Below are 20,202 nucleotides of genomic sequence, written 5' to 3'. Positions count from 1 at the left end.
CGGAAAGGACGAGGAGCGGACATGCCTCCTGCAGCGCGCATCACCGACATGCACACCTGCCCCAAGGTCGATCCTGGCCCGAAGCCGCACGTCGGCGGGCCGGTGCTGAGCGGGGACGTGTCCGTGCTCATCGGCTACCGGCCAGCGGCGCGGGTGGGCGACAAGCTGATCTGCATCGGGCCGCCGGACACGATCTCGGCGGGTGAGCCGACGGTGGTGATCGGGAACAAGGACGCGGCGCGGCGCGGTGACCCGACCGACCACGGGGGCAAGGTGGTGATGGGCTGCATGACGGTGAACATCGGGTCGTCGGCGCAGGCCGAGACGCTGCGCACCGACGAGCCGTTCTGCGAGGAGTGCGAGCGGCGGAAGCAAGAGCGCGAGGCCGCCCGGAAGAACAGGGAGAGCTGAGCCGTGCAGCGGGCGATCCTCGCGGTGCGCTACGGTCCCCTCGACGGGAAGAAGGCGATCCTGGAGCCAGGTGAGCGGCTGCGCGTGGGGCGCAAGGCGCGGGCCGACCTGGCGATCCCCGATGACCAGATGTCGGGCGTGCACTTCGAGCTGACCTGGGACGGCGCGCGCTGCCGGATGCGCGATCTGCGCAGCTCGGCGGGGACGCTGCTCGGCGGTGAGCGGGTCGAGGCGGGCGAGGTGCAGAACGGGGCGTGGATCCGGGCCGGGGGCACGGACTTCATGGTGCACCTGGAGGCGGCGACGCCACCGCCGACCGACGACGACGCCTACCTGGACGATGCGGAGCCCGACGAGGTGGAGCCGCTGGCGGCGCTGTGGCTGAGCCAGAACCGCGCGTCACGGCAGGCGGCGCGGGAGGCGCGCGCGGCGCGGAGCGAGGCGGCGCTGCAGGCGCTGCAGAAGGTGGAAGGGAACCTGTACGCGGTGCTCGACGCGGCGCGCTCGGAGCGGATCCTGGTGCTCTTGCGGGAGTCGGTGGAGACGTACCGCTCGCTGTACGAGGGGATCGACGGTGAGTCGATGGAGCACGTGGCGCCGCACCTGGTGGAGCTGCCGCGGGGCTCGAAGCTGCTCGGGCGGCTGGTGCGCGAGGGGTGGGAGCAGCGCTGGGGGATCTTCGTGGAGACGTCGCGGTCGGTGCGGTCGTTCAAGGAGCTGCGGCGGCACCTGCGCAGGTTCTTGATGATCGCCGACGCGGATACGCGGAAGAAGTTCTACTTCCGCTTCTACGACCCGGGGGTGCTGCGGGAGTTCTTGCCGATCACGACGCCGAAGCAGCGGTCGGAGCTGTTCGGGCAGCAGGTGGGCGCGTTCCTGATGGAAGACGCGCACGGTGGGCTGGCTCGGTTCGACGCGGAGGTGGGCTGATGTTCCTGGTCACGCGCGAGCAGCGGCAGAAGACGGGGGATCCGGCGTTCGTGGACCGGGTGGTGACGCACTTCCGGCGCTACCACACCGAGGCGGTGGCGATCCTGTCCGACGACCTGCTTCGTCGGCGGGTGGCGCACGGCATCGAGCGGGGCCGCGCGTACGGGCTGACCTGGGAGTACAGCCTGACCGTGTTCGTGGCGCACATGATGCGCATCCACCCGGAGTTCGATCGCTATCCGGCGATCCAGCGAGAGCTCTTCAACCCGGACCACGGGGAGCCCGACGAGCGGATCGATGCGTTGACGTATGCCGTCTCGGAGAAGGCCTGGGACGAGGCGGCGAGCCAGAGCGATCCGGAGGCCTACTGGATCGCGCTCGGTCTACCCACACCGGATGAAGGGGAACTGCAATGAGCGCGGCCGAGCGGGCGATCGACAACATGACGAAGGCGCAGGCGATGCCGCGCATCGCGCCGAGCGGGACGGCCGAGTGCCCGGTGGGGCGCGTGCGCATCGGCGTCTTCTTCGACGGAACGAACAACAGCAAGCAGCGCGACGAGAACGTCGACGCGCGCAACCCGGGAACGGCGGAGAACGCGCCGACCAACGTGGTGAAGCTGTTCCAGGTCTACAAGACCGAGGGGACGGTGCTGAAGCCCATCTACCACCACGGCGTCGGGACCGACTCGCACGCGAACGGGGAGGGGTCGTCGAACACCGCATACGACTGGCGCGGCAACGCCTTCGGTGGTGGCGGCAAGGCGCGCGTGCTGTGGGGGCTGAAGCAGCTGGAAGACTTCTACAGCAACAACAACAATCACCTCGCGAAGGAGAAGCAGTACGACACGTACGGCTTCAGCCGCGGGGCTGCGATCGCACGCGACTTCGTGAACAGCGTGAAGACGATCGGGATCAACAACCTGCAGAAGCGCAACGGCTGGAAGTACAGGACCGTGGGCCGGGTGGTGATCCGCGAGCCCGCCTACGAGCACCACAAAGGGATCGTGCCGACATTCCTCGGGGTGTTCGACACGGTGGCGTCGTTCGGGCTCGGCGGTCTGGACATCGGTAACGATCTCGCCGGTTATAACCTGTTCGTCGATCACACCTACGTGGAGCGTACGGTGCACATGGCGGCCGAGGACGAGATCCGCAGCAACTTCCCGCTGTCGTCGCTGTTCATGGATCCGGCCGACAAGAACGGCTTCTGGGCGTCGACGCGCAGGGCTTACCAGGAGCCGCAGGACTACAAGGCGACGATGATCGAGCTGTTCTACCCGGGCGCACACAGCGACGTGGGTGGCGGCTACATCATCACGCCGGCGATCCCGGCGAAGCCGGCGCGCACGGAGTACCGGGCGGGGCCGCGGGGCATGCCTTACAAGGTGACCATCCCGGCGGAGCCGTACGTACCGCCGAAGCAGCCGGAGCTGGCGCTCATCCCCCTGCGCGACATGTACAAGGCCAGCAAGCGCGCCGAGGTGCCGCTCAACAACCTCACGGTGTCGGTGCCGGGAGATCTCGAGGGTTGGTACAACGAGTACGACGGCTACCGCGCCGGCAGGCCGTACGCGATCGGCAAGCAGTACATCCAGATGTTCCCGTCGAAGGAGTACCGCACGATGTACTACGACGAGCGCGACAAGCTGCCGGCCATGATCAATCTCAAGATCCATTACATCCACGACTCGCGCTGGGGGCACGACAAGTTCCTCGGGCGCAAGCAGCGGACGGTGCTCTACATGGGCCCGCAGCCGAAGAAGTAGGGCTCCACGATGTCGTTTCTAGAGCTCAGCTTTGAGTGCGGGGAGTCATCGCTCTCCGTGATCCGCTTCTCGATCCACCAGGCCGTCTCGACGCCCTACGCCGTCTCGGTGTGGGCGCGCTCCGAGAACCCCGACGTGGCGCTGGACGCGATCGTGGGCCAGCCGGCGAGCTTGCGGCTCACGGCAGGCTACGCGGGCGTGGCGGGTGGTGGCAGCCGGGCGTGGAACGGCGTCTGCAGTTACATCGAGCAGACGCACGGCGAGCGCCGCGAGAACAAGGTCCTGTCCACGTACTACCTGCGGATCCTGCCGACGCTGTGGATCCTGGAGCAGCAGCGGGACCACCGGATCTTCCAGCACATGTCGATCCCCGACATCGTCGACAAGCTGCTCGACGAGTGGGCGGTGCCGCGCAAGTGGCACATCGATCGAGGGAAGTACCCGAAGCTCGAGTTCAAGGTGCTCTACGGCGAGAGCCACTTCGCCTTCGTGAGCCGGCTGCTGGAGGAGGCGGGCATCGCCTACACCTTCCCCGACGACGACAGCGGCAGCGGCGCTCTGTTCCTGAGCGATGCCCTGCACCAGGGGAAGAGGCGGCCAGGGGATCCCGTCCCCTACGCAGAGGATCCCAACGAGGCGGCGGAGCGCGAGTTCGTGTCCCGCGTGCAGCTCGTGCGCGAGGTGCGGCCAGGCGCTTACACCATCCGGGATTACGACTTCCGCAAGCCCAGCTACGAGCTGTTCGGCGAGGCGCCGCGCGCAGGCGCGCCCGAGTCGAGCTACGAGCAGTACCACTACCTGCCGGGTGGGTTCTTCGTCGAGGGCGCCGCCGGTGGGAACACGCCGGTCGCCGACGACAAGGGCGTGGCGCGGCACGAGCAACCTCACGGGAAGGATCGCGCGACGCGGGCACTGGAGAGCGCGCGCGCCGACCGGGGTGGCGTGGCGTTCCAGAGCAACCTGAACGACCTGGAGCCCGGCGTGATCTTCCGCGTCGAGCACCACCCGCACCCGGATCTGGGGCGAGAGCTCCTGGTCACGGACATGGTGCTGGAGGGGACGGCAGAAGGAGAGTGGGAGGTCCTCGGGCACGCGGTGTTCGCCGACGTCCCGTTCCGGCCGCCGCTGATCACGCCGCGCCCGCTGGTGCTCGGCGTGCAGACCGTGACGGTGGTCGGGCCGAAGGGCGTGGACAAGCTGGATGAGGAGATCCACGTCGACGAGTTCGGGCGCGTGCGCGTGCAGTTCCCCTGGGATCGCTACGGCTCCGACGACGACAACAGCTCGTGCTGGATCCGCGTGAACGAGGGGTGGGGCGGCAAGGGCTACGGCTGGCTGAACCTGCCGCGCGTGGGGCAAGAGGTGATGGTCACCTTCATCGAAGGCGACCCCGATCGTCCGGTGGTGGTGGGCCGGCTGTACAACGCGACGCACCCGGTGCCCTACAAACTGCCGGACTACAAGACCGTCAGCACATGGAAGAGCGACTCGGCGCCCTCGTCGAACGGCTTCAACGAGATCAAGTTCGACGACGAGAAGGGCGACGAGCTGGTCTACATGCAGGCCGAGAAGAACAAGCGGAAGCTCGTGAAGAACGACGAGATCCTCACCGTGGGCCACGACCGGGACAAGCTGGTCATCGCCAACGAGATCGAGACCGTCGACGGCAACCGGCTGCAGGTCACGCGCGAGGAGCGGCACGCGATGATCGGCTCGGTGCACCACACGCTGATCAAGGGGAACAAGCGGCAGCTCATCCGGCTCGACGAGTTCGAGCTGAACGAGAAGAACCGCTGGCTCCTCGTGGAGAAGGACCAGGACGTGGTGGTCCGAGGGGCGCGGCGCGAGCGCGACGAGTGGGATCTCGCCGTGCACGTGAAGGGCAACCGGCGAGAGCAGGTGGGCCAGACGCGCTCGCTGATGGTCTACCAGAAGTACCAGATCAAGGTGGCGAAGACGTTCGCGCGCGAGGCAGGCAAGGAGCTGCACGCGCTGAGCCCGGTGGTGACGAACGAGGCCCCCGACGTGACGGTGAAGGGGCCCGGGGGCTTCCTGCGCATCGACGGCGCGGGGGTGGTCATCTCCGGGCGCAAGGTCGACATCAACGTGAGCGGTTCGGCGGGGCACGGGCATGGCTCGCACCCGAAGGAGCCGGCGCTGGCGGTCGAGGCGAAGTCGAAGACGGGCGTCATCCGCGAGCTGGACAAGCTGAAGGCGCACGGGGTGTCGGACGCGCTGAAGAAGCAGTTCGAGATCAAGGACAAGGTCGCGGCGCCCGACAACGTGCGGATGCTGGAGCTGTTCAAGCTCGCCGTGAGCGGTGACGTGACGACGCCGCCCGGAGGGACGGTGCTCTGGTCCGGGGGCGGCGGGCTCGCCGGGCTGGTGGCGGGACAGTACGCCGCGCAGAAGACGAATGGAGGGAGCCCGGCGGCACGTCTGGAGATGACGCCGGGCGGTGACACGCTGGCGAACACCGCAGGGAAGGACCCGTGGGCGCTGTCGAACCCGGCCTGGAAGACGATCTCGCGCCGTCTGGCGCAGCAGGCGAAGGGCGAGGTGAACGTGGTGGTCTCCCGGGTGCCGGTGAGCGAGACGGCCATCCTCCGTGAAGAGGTGAAGGTGCTGGCGGCGAACCCGGAGGTGACCGGGATCAACGTCTTGCTGATGAAGTCGGACCCGAACGGTCCGTACACGGACGAGAAGGGCGCCACGTATGATCTCGTCCCCGTGCCGATGAGCGCCGTCCTCGGGACCGCGCCGCCCCCGGCACCGCCGCCGCCGCCGCCGTCCGTGCCGCCGGTGCAGACCTCGCAGGAGGGCGCATGAGCCTCGAACATCCGTCGCACGATCTCGTTCGGTTCCTGGCGAGCGTGGAAGGCCTCGGCCGCGAGTGGCAGGAGTCCGTCGACATCGAGACCCTCCTCGGGCTGGAGAAGGACGAGCGCCGCGAGGCGGAGAAGCTGCTCATCGAGCGGCTGGAGATCGACGACTGGCGCGCGCCCCCTGCGCTGGCGGCGGCGGAGACGCGCGGCGCCGTGATGCCGATGAAGCGCCGCCTGCCCGAGGCCACCGGGCGGATGCGCGTGGCGATGGCGAAGGCGCTCGCCTCCCTGGAAGCGATCCCGCAGGCCGACGAGATCGTGGCCGAGGTGATCCGCGAGGGAGACATGGACAGCGGGCTCGCCGCGCTGGTCGCCGCGGAGCCGATGCGGTCGCCCGTGATCCGCGACGCGCTCGCCTGGGCCTGCCTGCACCACCCCGAGTTCGAGATCCGCTGCAACGCGGGGGCGATGCTGTTCTACATGGCCGGGCTCTCTCCGGACCCGCTGTCGTGGGATTACCGGCCGATCTGGTTGCAGCTCGGGGCGGACGACGAGGCGTCACGCCGCAAGGCGTTCGAGGAGATCTGCGCGATCGTCGGGATGCCCCCGGAGGTCGCCGGGTAGCCCACCCGTGCGGGAGGAACGCCGATGTATCGTCTCAGTGGTTCGGTCGGACAAGGCGGGCAGAACGCGCACGACGATGTGCTGCTCGTCCAGAAGCAGCTCAACAAGAACGCGCACATCGTCGCGGAGATCGGGCGGGTGCCGGAGGACGGCAACCTCGACGACCTCACGCAGCGCGCGATCATCGCCTTCCAGCGGCGGATCGTGCGCCTGTCGTCACCGGATGGGCGCGTGGATCCGCACGGGCGGACGTGGCGGACGCTTCTCGGCGAGGTGCCGCACGCGACGACGGTGGCGTTCTCGCAGCTCTCCGTGGAGAACGAGAACCTGTACCTCTACGTGAACCCGGATCGGGTGTGGGGGACGCCGTCGACCATCCAGTCGCTGCGCACGCTGGCGGCGTCGCTGCGGGAAGAGGGGATCGAGATCGGGATCGGCGACATCAGCTTCGCGCAGGGCGGGCACATGCCGCCGCACGGCTCGCACCGGCGCGGGACCGATGTCGACATCCGGCCGCAGCGCGCGGACGGGGCGCGGTCGCCCGTGCAGATCACCGATCCGAACTACAGCCGCGAGAGGACGCGGCGCGTGGTCGAGGAGCTGCAGAAGGACCCGAACCTGAAGCTGATCCTGTTCAACGACTCCGAGATCACCGGGGTGCGCTACTACAAGGGGCACCACAACCACCTGCACGTGCGCTTCGAGAGCTGAGCGAAGAGGGGGCAGGGGAGGGGGCGCGTTGGCTGCTCCCTTCGCCAGGAGGCGAGGGGAGGCCGCGCGAGGCGAGGGAGACCGCGCAGCCCCGCGTCAGCGTCTACCGACGATCCGGCGGGAGCGTCACCCGGCCGAGCACCAGTGCCTTCAGCGCTGCGGCGTGCTGCTCGTACTGATCTTCCTGCTGGTACAGCTCGACGATGAGCCGGGTCCTGAAGCGCTGGAAGAGCGGGAGCTTGCGGGCGAGATCCTCCGGCAGGTAGACCGGCGCCGGCCGGGCTCCGTTGCCCGTGCTGCTGAGCAAGTAGGCGCGGATCGCGACCATCCCCAGCACCTGCCGCCGCTGGTAGTGGCGGCCTTCGAGGAGCGCCCGCTCCATCTGGGTGTCGAGGTAGTCGGCCGACACGCCGCGGCGTGCCCGCTGGAACGCCTCGCGGATGCGGTTCGTGTGCCCGTCGAACACCTGCGGTGGGCAGAGGAGATCCGGCGTCGAAAGGAACTCGCGCGCCTCGCGGAGGTTCGTTTTCAGCCCCTCGTCCGCTCCTGCGACCGAGGTGGCCACGGCGATCGCTGCCTTGAGGGTCTCGCGCTCGTCGAAGGGGAAGACGAGATCGCCCGCGAGCAAGAGCAGCGGAGGGACGAACTTGCCCCCCGGGCGCACGGCTCCCTGAAGCTCGTCGCCGAGCTGATCGGCGTCCTGCGAGGCGCCGTGGGCGAGGATCTCGAAGATGTCGCGGCGGTCCTCGATCTCGATCGGGTCCTTCGTCGGTGCCGGGTCGTCGAGCGCGTCGTCGGAGGGCTCTTGCTCCAGCTCGTCGAGGATCGCGCGCCACACCGGGACGCGACAGATGCGCGCGACGCTGTCGGGCTGGTACCAGATCAGGTGGAGGATCTCGCGGGAGTCCATCCGCGCTGCGGGGCGGACCGCGGCGGCACCCGACGTCGACGACATCGTGGGCCGCTCCTCGCGCTGCTTGCCGGCCAGGAGAGCGGATGCCCCGGTGGCCGCTGCGGCCGTCGAGGCGCCGAATGCCCAGCCGTTGCCGTCCACGCGCACCGGCGGAGGTGGCGCCGCCGCGGCGACGGCTGCCTCGCCGATGGAGCGCGCCGGCGGCTGATCCCCGCGCCCGATGCCCGACGACCACGCGCTGTCGCTCGTGCCCGAAGGCTGGATCACCGGCATCGGGGACGGCATCGGGGATGGGACGGGCGGTGGCGGCATCGGAGGGAGCGGTGCGGCCTGGGGCGGCGGGGCCAGCGGAGGCACGGTGACGGGCTGACTCGGCGCGGCCTGGGGCACGGGCGTCGGGACCGCCGCAGGCCACCCAGGGGAGGACGGGCGCGGTGCAGGCGCCGAGGGCGCGGGTTGCGGCCACGGGGTCAGCGCACCGCCGGAGGTGGCCGAGGGGTTCATGAAGGGGAGTCCCCCTCCACCCGCAGGCGTGCGGCGCTCCTCCTCGCGCGCCGGGGCGCTCGGCGCAGCGAAGGGCAGCGCGGATTTCGGGTCGACGACGTTCCCCGGCACCCCTGGAACGAACGTCGCTCGCCGGCCCGGCCCGAACGGGGTCGCTCCCCCGGCGGTCGCCCCCGTCTGCGTCTCCGGCCCGTTCTCCTCGTCGTCGTCGACGGTCCCCACGAACGTGTGCGACGACGGCGCTCGCTCCTGGGGCGTGCCCGCCTGGCGCATCGTGCTCGGTGTCGCGGGCAGGTTGTCCGCGTTGAGGGTGATCCGACCTGGCTCGTCCGGCCTCTCCAGCGCGAGCTGACCGCTCCACGTCAGCGTGCAGAGCTGACGATCGGTGTCGATCCACAGCGTGTCGACGCGCATCGCGAGCGCGTGATGGCCGCCCCGCCCCTCGAGCACGGCGCGCGGGCGGACACCAGGGAGGTTGGTCACGAGCCGGGGGATCTGCGGGTGCAGGTTCTCGAGCACGATGCGCACGTCTTCGCTCAGCCCGTTGAGCTGCTGATCGCGCGGCGCCGCGTTGAAGAACGAGCGGTCCAGATCCTCGGGCAGCGGCGCACTGCGGACGGTGTGCGGCGTCCAGCTCGCGGCGTACCGCCCGAGTTTGCTGCGGCGCGGTGCCCACCCTGGCGAGATCGGACCGAACCCGATCGGCGCCATGTCCCCTGGGTTGCCCATCTGCCCCGGTGGTTGCAGGTTCGGGAGCTTGAGCCGCCCGTAGGGATCCCGGGCGTCCGCGCGCAGGCCCACCGGGTTCACGCTGTCGGGTCCACCTCCCGCGGCGCGCTCGTAGCTCAACGCCATGCGCGTGAACCGCTGCCCTTCGAGGATCATCCCGTCCGGCGACAGCGCGCGGTCGAGGAACACCTCGATGGACTTGTCGAGATCCCCGACGATGAGCCGCGCATAGAGCGAGCGCACCGGCTGCGCTTGTGGCGCGAACGCGGAGCCCACCAGGATCACGTCGGTGCGCGGCTTGTGCGGCGTCAGGTCCGTGGCGGCGTACAGGCTGCGTGCCGGGTCATCGTCCCAGTAGCTGTCCTCGACGTGGATCGGCTCCTGATCGTCGGCCAGCGGAGACTCGCCCGCCTGCAGATGAAAGGTGGCCTTGCAAAAGAAGGTGAGGACCCAGGTGGATGCCCGGGGTTGCCACATCAACGAAGCGGCAGGCAGAGCGCAGCCGGAGACGACCTCCATGGCGTGAGGGTAGACCGGCCTCCCCTGCCGCCGCTAGGTCACACCCTGCGCGGCATCACTCCGCCGTTCACTTGCTCACGTGGACGCCCGGCCACGCAGGTCGCCCCAGCGCCTGCCGAAAGGAGCCCACGAGCGACTGGAGCTGCGCCGCGCGCTCCAGCCGCCGCGCCGCCGTGGGATCGCTCCCCCGGTGCTCGGCCACCTCCGCGTGAATGTCGGCTGCCTTGCTGCAGAGCGTGGGGGGCTCCTCCGCGCACCGCCGATCGCGCACGTACCGCTTCGCGGCCCAGGAGAGCGCCGCCACGGACCAGTCGTAGACCGCCCCCATCTCCACCGGGTGACCCGAACGCAGGCGCGCCGGGATGCTCAGCGAGGCGAGCAGCGTGAGCGCCGAGTCCCGCAGCGCATCGGCGTCTTCCCCTGGCGGGGCGCCGGTCACCTTGATCAGCGCCAGCCCGTGGCTCAGCCAGTCGCTCTCGTGCGCCTGCAGGTGACCGTACCCGATGTACGCCTGCAGCAACCGCTCGGCGCAGCCGAAGATCCAGTCGTGGAACACCTGCCGCGGCACCTCGGGTTCTCCCGTGGCGCTCACGAGCCGCAGCCCGGGTCGAGCGATCTCCAGCACCGCGAGGCCCGTGGCGCGCTCCTCGCCGCAAGCCCAGCAGAGCGCCTCCGGAGGCTGCTCCAGCGCGACCATCAGCGAATGACTCATCCGCGCTCGCCCTCCCTGCCGGCTTCCTGCTCGTCGTCGTGCTCGTCGTCGTGCAGCAACGCCCGCTGCTCGTGCGCTGCGCGTGTCTCTGCCGCCTGATCCTTCCAGTGCGGTCCCGGGACGTCGCGCACCACCTCTGCCGTGCGCACCCACGTCCCTCCATCGAGCGTGCTGCAGAAGCTCGCACGCCACGCACCCGTCGACGCATCCCAGACCCGGATCTCGCCGAGCCCATCGGCCGTCACCGCCACGCGCCCATCCGCCGACAGCGCACCCGCCGTGACGCTCGCGAGCTCGTGCGGTGAGAGCGCGGCGATGCGCTCCCCGGACGCGAGGTCCACGATCTGCTGCGGCCCCCACCCCCAGAACAGCGCCCTGCCGCCACCGACCTCCACCCCGTGCGCATCCGTCAGCCCCAGCGTCGAAGGCAGCCACCGCTCCACCACGCACGCCGCGACATCCCACCGGCACAGAAGCCCCGGCCCCGAGACCCCCTCGTCCTCGTCGTCCGGCGCGGGCGCATCGAGCCACATCCCCACCGACCCATCCGGGAGGAACCGCGCCTGCCGGATCGGCCGGTCCACGTGCAGCGTGGCCAGCCGACGTGGCCCTTGCACCGACCACAGCGCGATCTCCGTCCCCTGACCCGGTGAACTCGTCATCAGCAGCCGATCCCCTTGCGGCGAGAGCGCGATCCGCTGGTCCGACCCCAGCGGGCCCGGCATCTTCGCGAGCGTCTGCCCCGTGTCCACGTCGAGCACCTCCACCTCGTCACCGAGCCCGAAGAACTCGCCCCCGTTCCACGCGCGCCGCCCGTCCGCGCTGAGCCCCCGCGCGTGTACGTCCCGCCGCGCGCACACGTTGCGATCGAGCGCCATCGTCCCTGGCGACACCCAGTGCAGCATGTGATGACCGCACACCGCGACCAGCGCCCCCGGGAATGCCAGTGCCTGCACCGGCCCCATCTCCCCGGGATCGAACAGCGTCCCCTCCGGTTGCAGCGACGTCCCATCGAGCATCGACAGCCGCTCCGGGACTGCGCCCAGCCGCCACAGGTGGATGCGACCTTCCCCATCTCCGACGGCGAGCAGCTCTCCTGAAGGATCCAGCGCCAGCGCGCGCACCTGCCCACCCGAACCCGCCGGCAGCGCGCGCCGCAGCCGCCCATCGCGCAGGTCACGCTCGGCGATCCACCGCGCCTCCCCGCTCGTGTAGATCGTCTGCGTCCCCAGACCGACCGCCAGCGCCCCGATCGGATCGTGGAACCGCCGCACCCACGTCGGCGCCTGTGCATCGAGCGGAAACACCCCCAGATCCTGGCGCTTCGCCCAGAGCAGCCCCTGCCTCATCGACGCCGCCAGCTCGAAGTCTGCCCGCGTCTCCGTGGGCTCGTCCTGCAGAGGAAAGCGACGCAGCTCGGACCCTCGCCCATCGCTCGTCAAGAGCGCCTCGCCCCCCGCGTGGAACACACCGTGCCGCAGCGGCGGCAAGCTCCCCTGCGCCTCCCCTTGCGCCCCGAGCAGCAGCGCCTCCTCCCGCTCTCGCAGCAGCAGCACCGCCTCGCCCGACGGATGGAGATCCCCCCCGACCAGCGTCACGTTCCGTTGCGACGCCTCCTTCCACGGCCCGAACACCGCCAGCGCGCCCCCCGCCGCATCGAACAGCACGGCGCGCTCCCGACCCACCGCAAGCGCCCGATCCCCCCGCACCGACAGCGTTCGCACGTGGGTCAGCTCCGGCGTCATCCAGCTCTCCAGCCGGCGTGGCCCCTCCGGATCCCACACCTCCACCCCCCGGCTGGTGCCGACCAGCAGCCGCCCGTCGGCCGTGAAACCGAGGGCCGCCGCATCGTGGTTCCTCGTGTCCACGGCCGCGCGCAGCTTCCCGGCCTCCGTGTCCCAGAACAGAAGCTCCCCTTGCGTCGTCGTCCCCGCGAGGCACCGCCCATCGGGGCTCAACGCCAGCGCCGTCACCGGCCGCACCGCACCTGGCCGTGCCGCCTGACGCGCGCCCAGCGTGCCGAGCGCGTGCACGTACAGCGCCCCTTGATGTTGAAGCGCCACCCACCGCCCATCCGCTGACACCGCGACGGCGCGCGTCAGCAACGGCAGCCCCGTCAACCGAAGCACCGCCTGCGGGCTCCCCCCCTCGTCGAGCAGCGACGCCCCGACCAGGATCCCTTCGGGCAAGAACGCGCACACCCCGTGCTCCGGCAGCCAGCGCGGCGCGCTCCCGAGCTCACCCAGCCAGGCATGATCGTGCCCGCTCACCACGTAGCGCCGCCCATCCGGTGCGAGCGCCACCGAGACCGCATCCCGGCGGACCCAGCTCCCTGACGGCAGATCGGGCAGCTCCGCGCGGTGCAGTTCTCGACCGCGCTCCCAGTCGACCAGCGTCACCCCCCTCGACGAGGCGACCAGCGCGTGAGCGCCCTGCACCGCGAGCACCTGACCCTCCAGCGGCAGGCTCCTTTGCAGCCCCAGCGTGGAAGCATCGAGCACCTCGAGCGCCGGCGTCCCCCCGTACCGTGCCGCTCCCTCCGGCGTGCGCAACCGCAGCAGCGCCCCCTGACCCACCGCGAGGACACCCACCCCCGCAGCCTCCGCGCGCACGCGCCCCGCCTCGTCCACGAGGACCGTGCCCCCCTCCGCATCGGCGAGCGTCAACCCCGCCTCGGTCCAGACCATCGCCTGGAGCGACGACGGCTGAAGCCCCAGCGATCGCACGTGCCCCTCGGGCAGCGACATCACCCCCACACCGCGGTGCGACGCCATCGCCACGGCGCCCCCATCGGGCCGGAACGCCAGGTGCTGGCACTCCTCCCCACCCGGCAGCAGAAACGCGCGCATCCCCGGGCTCATCTCCCTTCCCCCCTGGTGACGCCGGCCGCGCCCACCGCCTCTGCATGGACCTGGAGCCGCGGCGACCCCGCGCCCGTGCACGCCGCCTGCACCGCCTCCAGCGCCTCCGGCGACGCCCCCGTCGCCCTCACCAGCGCGACCAGCGACGCGGCCCCCACCCCGGCCACCCCACCGAACCAGTGGAGCAGCTTCGCCCGCTCCGCTGGGCTGAGCCGCTCCTCCGGATCCACACGAAACAACCCCGCGAGCGGACCGAGATCGAACGACCCTGCATGCCGCGGCTGCTCCTCCCAGCGCACCCGATGCAGATGATCGGGCCCCAGCGCCCACAGCGTCGCCCCATCCCGCGAGAACGCCGCGTGGTTGCACGGCATCCCCAGCCGCGCGACCCGCCGCGCATTCTCCACCAGCGCCCCCCCCATGAGCCCTCGGAACCCACCAGTCCCCAGCGCAAACGCCGCAGCCCGACCATCACGGACCGTGTGCTCCGTCCCTGCCCGCAGCGTGAACCTCACCCCATCCAGCACGAAGATCCTGGCCCCCGGCGTCGGCAGTTGCTCCGACGCGATCAGCGTCCGCCCCTCACCCCTCCGCCGCGCGCCCTCGTCGTCCTCGCGCTCTCCCTCGTCCCCGCCCGCGTCCTTCTCGCCCCCCTCCTCGTCGCCCTCGTCCCCCTCGTCGCCCTCGTCCCCCTCGTCCTCGCCCCCTTCGCTCGCCTCGAACCCCCCGAAGACCCCCTCATCCGCCACGAGCAGCCCATCCTCCAGCCGCACGATGCCGGTGTTCCCATCCGGGTGCCAACCGTGACGCCCATCCGGCGAGAGCACGAAGTAGGGCCAGCTCTCCTGGAGGTTCTCGGCCCCGACCGGCAGCGTCTCGGGCGCCTGCGACAGCGGACCTCCGAAGCACACCGCAGGATCCAGCGTCCCCGAGAGCCACCTCCCCGTGACCACGTCGAGCGCGTGAAAGCCATCCGTGAACTGCACGAGCACCAGCCGCCCTGCCGCGTGCTCCACCGTCCCCGTGTAGCGCCACTGCCCTCGCACCAGCCCCCCGGCATCGACCCAGACCAGCAGCGCCTGGTAGACGAGCAGCACCCCCTCCTCCAGCGCCCACAGCCGCTCCAGCGTCGTGAACGCCTCGGGCGAGGGCGCGATCGACTCCCCCTCTTCGGGGAGCGGCGGCGGCCCCTGCAGCTCGAACGTCGGCCGCCAGGTCTCCGGCGCCCCCACCCATTCACCAGCGCCCCTGGCACCCTCGGCGCCCCCTACACCCTCGGCGCCACCCGCGCCCTCGGTGCCACCCGCGCCCTCCGCTGCCGCAATGACGAGCTGAAGAGCCCCCCGAAGCCGCTCCAGCGCAAGCTCCCGGTACGTCCCTTCCGCCAGCAGCAGCTTGCACGACTGCGCCACGTGCAGGAGCAGCTCCAGCCGCTGCGTCAGTGGCGCATCCACCTCCCGCTCCCCTTCCAGCTTCGTTTGCGGACGCTCGTGCTGCGGAGGTACCGGCACCACCTCCACCAGCGCATCGGCGGGGTCTCCCAGCCCGCGCTCCCGCACCAGCCGCATCAGCGCCTCTGCCCCCGTGCGCCGCAGGTACTCGGCCGACTCCCACGGTTCATCGAGGAACCGCTCCGGCAGCAACACCCCCAGCCGAGCGGCGCGCTGCACCGCGCGAGGATGCTCCACCCCATCCTCCTCCCGGTACCAGGGCCACAGCCGAAGCTGTCCCTGCGGGTCCACGAACACCTCCCCCTCGAGCAGGGCCGTGGTCGCCGTCGCGCGCCAGCCCAGCACCTCCCCCCAGGCGATCGTGGCGGCCGGGTGCAGCACGGGTTCCGGCAGCCGCACGTGCTGCCACGCGCCTTCCCGGGTCGGAGAACGCCAGCCGTCGATGCGATCGACCTCCTCCCCCGCAGAACACGCCGGCTGCCCACCCTCCCCGAGGAGGGCCTCCCGAGCGCGCTTCAGATCCGCCGCGAGGCAGCTCGTTCGAGGATGATAGAAAGCACGGCACAGCCGCGCTCCTGCCGAGTCCCGACGCAGATCAGGGCTCTCCATGACATGCGATTACCTGCGCGTCGTGGACGCTGCAAGAACGACGGCAGCCACGACGCCTCCCGGAGGTCACGAGGTTCGCGCCTCGTGGGGTTCGCGCCTCGTGGGGTTCGCGCCTCGCGGCCCGTTCACGCTCGCGCCTCGTGGCCAGGCTCGCACCCGTTGGCACGCTTCGCCTCTCGCGCCTCGCCTCTCGCGCCTCGCCTCTCAGCCTCGCCTCTTGCAGCAGGCTCGGCCCCTGCTCCGCTCGGCGCTCTCCTCCGTTCCGTGTGCGCGCGCCCGCTTGCGAAAGGCGAGCTGATCGATGGTGTCGATCGTCACCCACAAACCCATTCCCGCGTCACTCGGCAGAGGCCGGTGGTCCCACGCTCGACACATACCCATGAAGCTCAAGCGAAACTGTCAGTGAGCCACGCAGGAGAAAGGCGAACCAACGGTTCGAATTCGTAATCACCAAGCAAAGCACCCAGGCAAAGCACCCAGGCAAAGCGCGAAATGATCACGCTGCGCATGGGTGCCCGGACCTCGGAGCTTCAATCACGAAGGAACCGAGCTACGACACGAGCGTCACGCGGCCCGATTCGTACCGCGGACACGGCTCGAACGATGAGCGAGGAAGATGGAGCCACAGCGCGCCGGGGTGACCCCAGCGGCACGCTCGAAGAACGGAGATCCTCGAAGCGAGACCCGTCAACCGCAACGGCTTCGTCGACGAGTGGCCCGGAACCAGCGTCGAGTGGCCCGAAACCAGCGTCCACGGAGCCCAGCGAGCGCCCAGGCCTACACCGCCCTCGCCATGAAGACGCAGACCAGGGACCTCGGCCCCCTCGTCCAGCCCGGCGCCCCCTTTACGGACTCGAACAGACGAGCGGCGGCTTGATCCCCTTCGCCGGCGGCATCCCCCTTCGAGACGAGCGCGGCGCCTTCATTGGCGCGATCGGCGTCAGCGCCAGCTCCGTCGAGCAAGACCAGCGCGTCGCCGCGGCCGGCATCGCCGCCTCCACCCCCTGACCCTTCCCCCGCCTCGTGCGCATCCCCTCGCAAGCCTCCTCGGGCCGACATCGCCCGAAGGCGGCACCTCCACGCCCCCCTGGCCCCTCTCCCGCATCACCGCCTCCAGGGACGTCGCTGGCGTTGCTCTCTTCGGAAACGAGTCTCCCCTTCGCCGCATCCAGGCCGTTCGCGGTGACCTGCGAGGCCTCCGTGCTTTCGGCCGCGCTTTCCTGTGCTGCGCTCGCGACCGCCCCCGCCAGCGCCATGTCCGCGACCGAGCCCTCCGGCGCTGCATCCGCAGCCTCATCCGCCTGTGGCCTCTCCGCGGCCGATCCCGTCTGCGCCACCCTCGCGCTCTCATCCTCCAGCGTGACCTTCGCGTCCGACCCCTCCACGCCTGCGCTCGTGACCTCACCCTGTTGCGAAGCCTGCGCGCCCGACCCCTCCAGCGCTGCACGCGCGCTCTCCCCCTCCGGCGCCATCTCCGCGGCCGAGCCCTCTTGTGCCGCCCGCGCGACCTCACCTTGCTGCGAAGCCTGCGCAGCCGAGCCCTCCTGCGCCGCCTTCTCGCGCCGCGTCGCCCGCGCCTTGTCCTCCATCCGCAGCTTCTTCAGCGGCAGCGTCAGCGGCGAAAGCAACCGCTCCCCCTCGTCGACCCGGCTCTTCTCGCGCCGCGACGCCCGGCTCTGCACATAGTGCCGCAGCCGCCGCGCCACCTCGACGAACTCCCCCTTCGCATCCATCCCGTGGCTCACGTGGTGCGATTGTGCCTGCCGTGCCTTCGACGCCTCGATGAAGGCCGCCTCGCTCGCCTCGATGGCGGTGGCCCACGCCGTCAGCCAGTCCGCGGGCAACCGGATTGCCGCCACCGTCGGCGCATGCGCGGCGCTCTGGAGCACCGCGATCGCCGTGCGGCAGTAGAGATTCTCCTCCGGCACATACGCGCGGATCGGCGAAAGCCCCTCGGGGAACGCTTGCGCTTTCAGCGCCTTCACCGCCTCTTGCAGGTTGCCCGTCCGACGGCGTGCCTCCACCTCCAGGAAACCCGCGACATGCCGGAGCCACGTGTCGACCTCGTCATCCGCCTCGTCGAGCCGCACGAGCTGCGAGCGCCGCCTGGCATCCGCGACCGCGCCCCCCGCGAGATGTCCGCTCAATCTGGCGTTCACGGCCGCGAGCTGCGGAATGAAATCATCCAGCGAAGGCTCCGGCGGCCCCGATGCCGCGCGCGCTTGCAGCCCTTCGAGGAGCTGCCCCGCAATGGTCCGCATCTCCGGCCGGCTTAATCTCGACAGACCGCTCATTCGCTGCTCCTCCCGGATCGGTTGGGCTGGCGCCTCTGTCTCCTGCGAGGCGAGGTGGGTTCCTTCGAGAACGTGAACCGCCGCTCCGGCTGAAACCAGGGGAATCCGTAGTGCCTGGAGGATTTTGGTGAGCTGGCAGCCCACTGTCGGTGGTGAGGTGGGTGGCTGTGCGTGAGTGAGGAGATGACAGGGGTGGAGGCGGCCGATTGCGGAGGGAGCAAATGGGTCCCAGCGGGGGGAAGGGACTGATGCGCGGGCAGCGGTGGGGTCCCAGCGGGGGGAGAAGGCTGGTGCGCGGGGAGCAGCAGGGTCCCCATGGGGGAAGAGGGCCGGTGCGCGGGGAGTGGCAGGGTCCCGGCGGGGGGAGAAGGCTGGTGCGCGGGGAGCGGCAGGGTCCCCATGGGGGGAGAGGGCCGGTGCGCGGGGAGCGGCGGGGGCGAAGCAGGGGGAGGGCACTGGTGCGCGGGAAGCGGCAGGAGCGAGGCAGGTGCGGCAGACCGGTGCCCAGGGAGCGGCGGGGTCAGCGCGGGGGGGGAGGGGGGCCTGCTGCGCAGGGAGCAGCGGGGCCCAGCGGGTGGAGGGCCAGTGCCGTTGCTTCAGCCCCCCTGAACGTCTTTGCGTACCAGGCCACTGCATACCTGAGCGCTGGGGCCAGATGTCCTCAGCTCTCAGGCTCCTCAGCTCTCAAGGATCGAAGCGCTCGGTCATCGACGGACGCTCTTCGACATCCGCATCCTCCGCATTCCCCGAGCGAGGAGGCTTCATGCCAACCCATTGTTCCGGATCGGCTTCCGGGAGCGTTTTTCCCAGAGTGCCCAGGAATTCTTCGAACAGCGACACGAATGTTCCAATGTTCTCGGGTCGTCGATCGAGCTGTTCGACACAGTGAACCCAACCCACGCGGGGATCGAGGTTCAGCTTCGCGCACAGCCAGGTCTGAAACGCTTCGAGCAGGCCGCATTCCCTGCCCCCGTATTCTGGCAAGCCCAGGTCGTTCCTCGCCTTCATGTAGCCCAGGAAAAACAGATCCAGCTCGCGCGCCGATTTCGTCGGGACCCACATCCCAGGCGACCGCTTGATCAGCGCGATGCAGTTCAAGAACCAGTCGTTCGCGATAGCCTCTTCTCTCCAGCCCATGGTGCCTCTCATCGTGGAATGCGATGCTCGCGGCATGGAATGCGACGCTCATGGCGCATCATATCATCCAGGCTGACGTCACGTGTGCCGCCCCTGCGGGCATCACACTGGACATCGACAGGAACCTCACGAACGAGAGATGCTATCCCGAGAGACCCTCCCAGCAGGAGAGTCGTCCATGCCGAGCAAGTCGCCGCACCTGCGCTGCGAGGTCGGGCAAGTCGATGTGCTCCTCATGCACGACACCCGCATCGCGCCGGTCTTCCGTGCAGCGCAGCACGCCAGTGATCGAGCGGCTCGCGTCGTCACTTTGCGTGAGCGTGGATTCATCGAGCACGATACGCATCGCCTGTTCCTGCCGTGCACTCGGTTGTGGGCTTCTCTCCCGCGCAATGCGCGTTGCCAGCCGTCATGAAGCGATTCCTCGTGATCAGGGCTTCGGCGGGCCGCTCATCGCCTCCTCCCAGCGGATGAATCCCTCGGTCCAGTGATCCTCGTCCAGGGTCGTCTTGCTGATGTTGAAGCAGTCTTTGTAATCACGAAATCCTGGCTGTGTGATCAGGCGGGTGATGGCCATCTCCGCCTTCTCCTTGCTGGAATACACGCCAATCATCTTGGTCTCATCCACCCCTTCGGATGCCTCGTACTCATGGGTGAGAATGTAGACGTGCTTCATCTCTTTGTGGCTTCCTGGGTGGAGGCTCGAATGCACGAGCTGCCCATGGCCTACTCCACATCATCATCCGGAAAACGACCCAGGAAATTTTCAGCGCTCGTCTCGAAATCCTCCGGGAGGGCCTTCACGAGACCCCATCCGTTACAGAGCAGCTCGAACCGGGCCGCTTCGTCGACGATACGACACGGTGCATCGTAGAAAGCCGGGCTGGAATCCGTGTGGATCCTGATGTCAGCGTTGCTCCAGTCGAATGGGCCCCTGATGTGCCGGCATCCCAAGGCAACCAGATAGAGTGCTTCGTTGCGGTCAGGAAGACTGAGGCTGATCGCAATTCGTCTGAACGTGGCGTGGTACCTCCAGACCATCGCCTCGGCACCACGGTATTGCTCGAACTCTGATTCCATGAAGTCGGCCTGCACGATGCTCTTCATGACGCCTCGATCCTTTCTGGTTCATTCAGGGGCTGAACGTTCATGGTGAATGGGGTTTTCCAGAGAAGAAGGGGACTCTCCAGGGATGATTCGGAGG

General features: G+C 69.7%; 15 protein-coding genes. 8 read left to right on the top strand and 7 right to left on the bottom strand.

The annotated features are described in order from the left end of the window. The first annotated feature begins 21 nt into the window (after positions 1-21). From CMC5_RS37810 to CMC5_RS37780, 7 genes are read left to right on the top strand one after another with little or no spacing between them, the layout of a single operon-like run. Positions 22-411, top strand: a complete 390-nt coding sequence (locus CMC5_RS37810) for a PAAR domain-containing protein (protein WP_050434947.1) — start codon at positions 22-24, stop codon at positions 409-411. 3 nt (positions 412-414) lie between these two features. Then, positions 415-1,341, top strand: a complete 927-nt coding sequence (locus tag CMC5_RS37805) for a DUF4123 domain-containing protein (RefSeq protein ID WP_050434946.1) — start codon at positions 415-417, stop codon at positions 1,339-1,341. Continuing rightward, positions 1,341-1,757 (top strand): hypothetical protein, encoded by a 417-nt coding sequence (locus tag CMC5_RS37800; RefSeq protein ID WP_050434945.1) that lies wholly within the window; start codon positions 1,341-1,343, stop codon positions 1,755-1,757. Before CMC5_RS37805 ends, CMC5_RS37800 begins: the two co-directional genes overlap by 1 nt. Beyond that, positions 1,754-3,109: a T6SS phospholipase effector Tle1-like catalytic domain-containing protein gene (locus tag CMC5_RS37795; RefSeq protein ID WP_050434944.1), complete on the top strand. Its 1,356-nt coding sequence runs from the start codon at positions 1,754-1,756 to the stop codon at positions 3,107-3,109. Before CMC5_RS37800 ends, CMC5_RS37795 begins: the two co-directional genes overlap by 4 nt. Before the next feature lie 9 nt (positions 3,110-3,118). Further along, positions 3,119-5,938, top strand: coding sequence for a type VI secretion system Vgr family protein (locus CMC5_RS37790; protein ID WP_063796422.1), 2,820 nt, complete (start codon positions 3,119-3,121; stop codon positions 5,936-5,938). Continuing rightward, positions 5,935-6,558, top strand: coding sequence for a hypothetical protein (locus tag CMC5_RS37785; protein ID WP_050434943.1), 624 nt, complete (start codon positions 5,935-5,937; stop codon positions 6,556-6,558). The genes CMC5_RS37790 and CMC5_RS37785 overlap by 4 nt, the downstream gene beginning before the upstream one ends. 24 nt (positions 6,559-6,582) lie before the next feature. Further along, a complete protein-coding gene (locus CMC5_RS37780) occupies positions 6,583-7,269 on the top strand; it encodes a penicillin-insensitive murein endopeptidase (RefSeq protein ID WP_050434942.1) in 687 nt (228 codons plus the stop codon). Positions 7,270-7,372: 103 nt separating this feature from the next. Here CMC5_RS37780 and CMC5_RS37775 read toward each other — a convergent pair whose 3' ends face one another. The 4 genes from CMC5_RS37775 to CMC5_RS45385 all read right to left on the bottom strand — a co-directional run bounded on the left by CMC5_RS37775 (position 7,373) and on the right by CMC5_RS45385 (position 15,567). Further along, on the bottom strand, positions 7,373-9,934 hold the full coding sequence (locus tag CMC5_RS37775; RefSeq protein WP_050434941.1) for a DUF2169 family type VI secretion system accessory protein: 2,562 nt from the start codon (positions 9,932-9,934) through the stop codon (positions 7,373-7,375). Between the two features lie 67 nt (positions 9,935-10,001). Beyond that, a complete protein-coding gene (locus CMC5_RS37770) occupies positions 10,002-10,646 on the bottom strand; it encodes a hypothetical protein (RefSeq protein ID WP_050434940.1) in 645 nt (214 codons plus the stop codon). Next, positions 10,643-13,495 carry a WD40 repeat domain-containing protein gene (locus tag CMC5_RS37765; protein ID WP_050434939.1) on the bottom strand — a complete coding sequence of 951 codons (2,853 nt, stop codon included), beginning with the start codon at positions 13,493-13,495 and terminating at the stop codon, positions 10,643-10,645. Before CMC5_RS37765 ends, CMC5_RS37770 begins: the two co-directional genes overlap by 4 nt. A gap of 8 nt (positions 13,496-13,503) precedes the next feature. Beyond that, positions 13,504-15,567, bottom strand: a complete 2,064-nt coding sequence (locus tag CMC5_RS45385; RefSeq protein WP_050434938.1) for a hypothetical protein — start codon at positions 15,565-15,567, stop codon at positions 13,504-13,506. Positions 15,568-16,059: 492 nt separating this feature from the next. Here CMC5_RS45385 and CMC5_RS49035 point away from each other — a divergent pair, with 492 nt between their 5' ends. Continuing rightward, positions 16,060-16,575, top strand: coding sequence for a heme-binding protein (locus CMC5_RS49035; protein WP_342673915.1), 516 nt, complete (start codon positions 16,060-16,062; stop codon positions 16,573-16,575). A gap of 1,970 nt (positions 16,576-18,545) precedes the next feature. On the opposite strand, the gene CMC5_RS37750 is transcribed toward CMC5_RS49035, so the two are convergent. The 3 genes from CMC5_RS37750 to CMC5_RS37735 all read right to left on the bottom strand — a co-directional run bounded on the left by CMC5_RS37750 (position 18,546) and on the right by CMC5_RS37735 (position 20,105). Continuing rightward, positions 18,546-18,998 carry a hypothetical protein gene (locus tag CMC5_RS37750; protein ID WP_050434936.1) on the bottom strand — a complete coding sequence of 151 codons (453 nt, stop codon included), beginning with the start codon at positions 18,996-18,998 and terminating at the stop codon, positions 18,546-18,548. A 430-nt stretch (positions 18,999-19,428) separates the two neighbouring features. Continuing rightward, a complete protein-coding gene (locus CMC5_RS37740) occupies positions 19,429-19,674 on the bottom strand; it encodes a DUF7336 domain-containing protein (protein ID WP_050434934.1) in 246 nt (81 codons plus the stop codon). A 50-nt stretch (positions 19,675-19,724) separates the two neighbouring features. Continuing rightward, on the bottom strand, positions 19,725-20,105 hold the full coding sequence (locus CMC5_RS37735; RefSeq protein ID WP_050434933.1) for a hypothetical protein: 381 nt from the start codon (positions 20,103-20,105) through the stop codon (positions 19,725-19,727). Between the last annotated feature and the right edge of the window lie 97 nt (positions 20,106-20,202).

The sequence above is a fragment of the Chondromyces crocatus genome (assembly GCF_001189295.1).
GTDB classification, from domain to species: domain Bacteria; phylum Myxococcota_A; class Polyangia; order Polyangiales; family Polyangiaceae; genus Chondromyces; species Chondromyces crocatus.
The sequence above is the reverse complement of the archived record's forward strand: the minus strand, read 5'-3'. Positions and strand labels throughout refer to the sequence as shown.